Genomic DNA, 2,233 nt, shown 5'->3' with positions numbered 1-2,233 from the left:
ACTCCAACGTCGTCATTCTATGGCGGAGCAAGGAGCGGAGCGACGCGCGCAGACCATAGAATCCATGCCGTGACTTGGAAGCGCCGCCACGGTGCGGAATTCTGCTCCGTTGCACGCCTTGGCGAAGGTAACGGCATGGATTCCAGGGTCTTCGCGACGGAGCTTCGCTCCTGCTCCGCCCTGGAATGACGATCGCGATGGGCGTTTCGGCCAATCTCCAAGGCATGCCACCTCCAAGGCAAACAGAGCTGACTGGTCAAAATCCCTGTGCTGGGGAACTAGGGCGTTTCACCGTTTCACGGAAACGGCGAAGCGCCCTGCCTACAGCGGTCGCCGAGCCAACCGCTCACGGTTCTCCCAGGGTTACGCTAAAGCCCAAGAGCGCGCGCGATCTTGGGCGCGGCCTCGCGCCAGTCCTCGACCGAGACGATGTCCTCCGGCGTCGGCGGCAGGAAGGCGCGCAGCGAGTTGTCGGCCATCAGATGGAAGAGGTGGGCGTCGGCCACGGAATTGCGCGCCGAGACCAGGTTGGAGGGCTGGTCGTCGACAAAGGCGACCGGCCGGCCTTTGAGGCCGCGCAGCTTGGCGATGGCCGGCCCCTTAGCCATCTCCGTCGTCAGCAGCGGGTAGTCGAGCCCCAGCGCATTGAGATGGGCGCGGCGCACCGCGCGATGCTTGTGTGGCATGGCGGTCAGCAGGACGATCTCGGCGCCTTGGCCAAGCATCGCCAGGGCGTCCGCCGCGCCCTCGGTGATGCTTTGCCAATCCGCCTGGGTGTCGAAGAAATCGCCCAGCAGCGCCGTCACTTCCGGCTGTTCGATCAGCCGGCCGGTCGCCGTTTCGGCGATGTTGCCTGTCAATCGGAAGGACGAGAGCGTCAGCCCGAAGCCGCGCGTTTTGAGGAAATGCGGAAAGCGCCGGACGAATTCCAGCACGACATCGTCGACATCGAGCACCAGCAGCGGCCGGTCGTCGTCGGCAAGCTCTTCGATCTGCCTCGCCGTCTCGGGATCGTCGCTCATGTCGAGCGCTCGTGATCGTCGTTGCCGAGCGGGAGGGCACGCAATGCCTTGCCGATGGCGGCCGGCGGCGTGCCGGTCTCCTCGGCGAAGCGCAGCAGCGTCGGCTCATGAGCGAGGATGAATTGCAGGACGCCGGCAAGGAAGCCAGGCTCCGCAGCGGCCTTGCGGATCGAGTTGGCCTCGATGCCGGTGATCGCCAGGAAGCGGGGCAGAAGTTCCGGATCGGCGGCGACGAAGCCCAGCGCCTTGACGGCAATGGTTTCCGCTTCCTCGCGCATTGACGCTGCGTTCGCCATCATTACCTTTGGAATGGTGGATTTTTGAGTCTGCTAACGCAGTAACGGCAAGCGTCGCTCGCGGCAAGCCTCCGCTCTCTCCCACAAAACGCCCGAAGGTGGAATTGGTGCAGCTTTCCAACCTCCGGTTTCCGTTTCGTCAATTATATTGGGCTAGGGTGGAAAGGGTTGGGTGCGGTCCGAGGAGACGCATTACGACGGTCTTCGACTTCGAGGGCGGTCGGGACGGGAAATTGATGGCTAAGAAGGTCATGATCGTCGAGGACAACGAGCTCAACATGAAGCTCTTTCGGGACCTCATCGAAGCCAGCGGTTACGAGACGGTCCGCACGCGCAACGGGTTGGAGGCGTTGGATCTGGCGCGCCAGCACCGGCCGGACCTCATTTTGATGGACATCCAGCTGCCCGAGGTCTCCGGCCTGGAAGTGACCAAATGGCTGAAGGAAGACGACGAATTGCATTCGATCCCTGTCATCGCCGTCACCGCCTTCGCGATGAAAGGCGATGAGGAGCGCATCCGCCAGGGCGGCTGCGAGGCCTATATCTCCAAGCCGATCTCGGTGCCGCGCTTCATCGAGACGATCAAATCCTATCTGGGCGATGCCTGATGCCCGAGACCAGCAGAACCGGAGTTTTCTGATGACCGCGCGGATCCTCGTCGTCGACGATATCCCCGCCAATGTGCGGCTGCTGGAGGTTCGGCTGCTTGCCGAGTATTTCGAGGTGCTGACGGCCAATAACGGCCCGGATGCGATCGAGACCTGCGAGAACGGCAAGGTCGACGTCGTGCTGCTCGACGTGATGATGCCAGGCATGGACGGGTTCGAGGTCTGCAAGCGCCTGAAGGGCGATCCGGCGACCTCGCATATACCGGTGGTCATGATCACCGCGCTCGACCAGGTCTCGGACCGGGTG

The 2,233-nt window shown here is 63.0% G+C and carries 4 protein-coding genes; 2 read left to right on the top strand and 2 right to left on the bottom strand.

Annotated elements, in window-relative coordinates; translation table 11 throughout:
* Positions 1 to 368: 368 nt before the first annotated feature.
* Positions 369 to 1,022: a hypothetical protein gene (locus tag EOA28_RS33185; RefSeq protein ID WP_127253011.1), complete on the bottom strand. Its 654-nt coding sequence runs from the start codon at positions 1,020 to 1,022 to the stop codon at positions 369 to 371.
* Positions 1,019 to 1,318 carry a DUF3572 domain-containing protein gene (locus tag EOA28_RS33180; RefSeq protein ID WP_126083783.1) on the bottom strand — a complete coding sequence of 100 codons (300 nt, stop codon included), beginning with the start codon at positions 1,316 to 1,318 and terminating at the stop codon, positions 1,019 to 1,021. Before EOA28_RS33180 ends, EOA28_RS33185 begins: the two co-directional genes overlap by 4 nt.
* A gap of 236 nt (positions 1,319 to 1,554) precedes the next feature.
* Between EOA28_RS33180 and EOA28_RS33175 the strand changes: the two genes are divergently transcribed.
* Together EOA28_RS33175 and EOA28_RS33170 are read left to right on the top strand one after the other, a co-directional pair.
* A complete protein-coding gene (locus EOA28_RS33175) occupies positions 1,555 to 1,926 on the top strand; it encodes a response regulator (protein WP_027166515.1) in 372 nt (123 codons plus the stop codon).
* 31 nt (positions 1,927 to 1,957) lie between these two features.
* Positions 1,958 to 2,233, top strand: a 276-nt coding sequence (locus EOA28_RS33170) for a response regulator (RefSeq protein WP_128315716.1), incomplete at its 3' end; no start/stop codon positions are given.

It is taken from the genome of Mesorhizobium sp. M2A.F.Ca.ET.067.02.1.1 (assembly GCF_004023285.1).
GTDB lineage: Bacteria > Pseudomonadota > Alphaproteobacteria > Rhizobiales > Rhizobiaceae > Mesorhizobium.
This window is presented reverse-complemented; position numbering and strand designations above follow the sequence as displayed.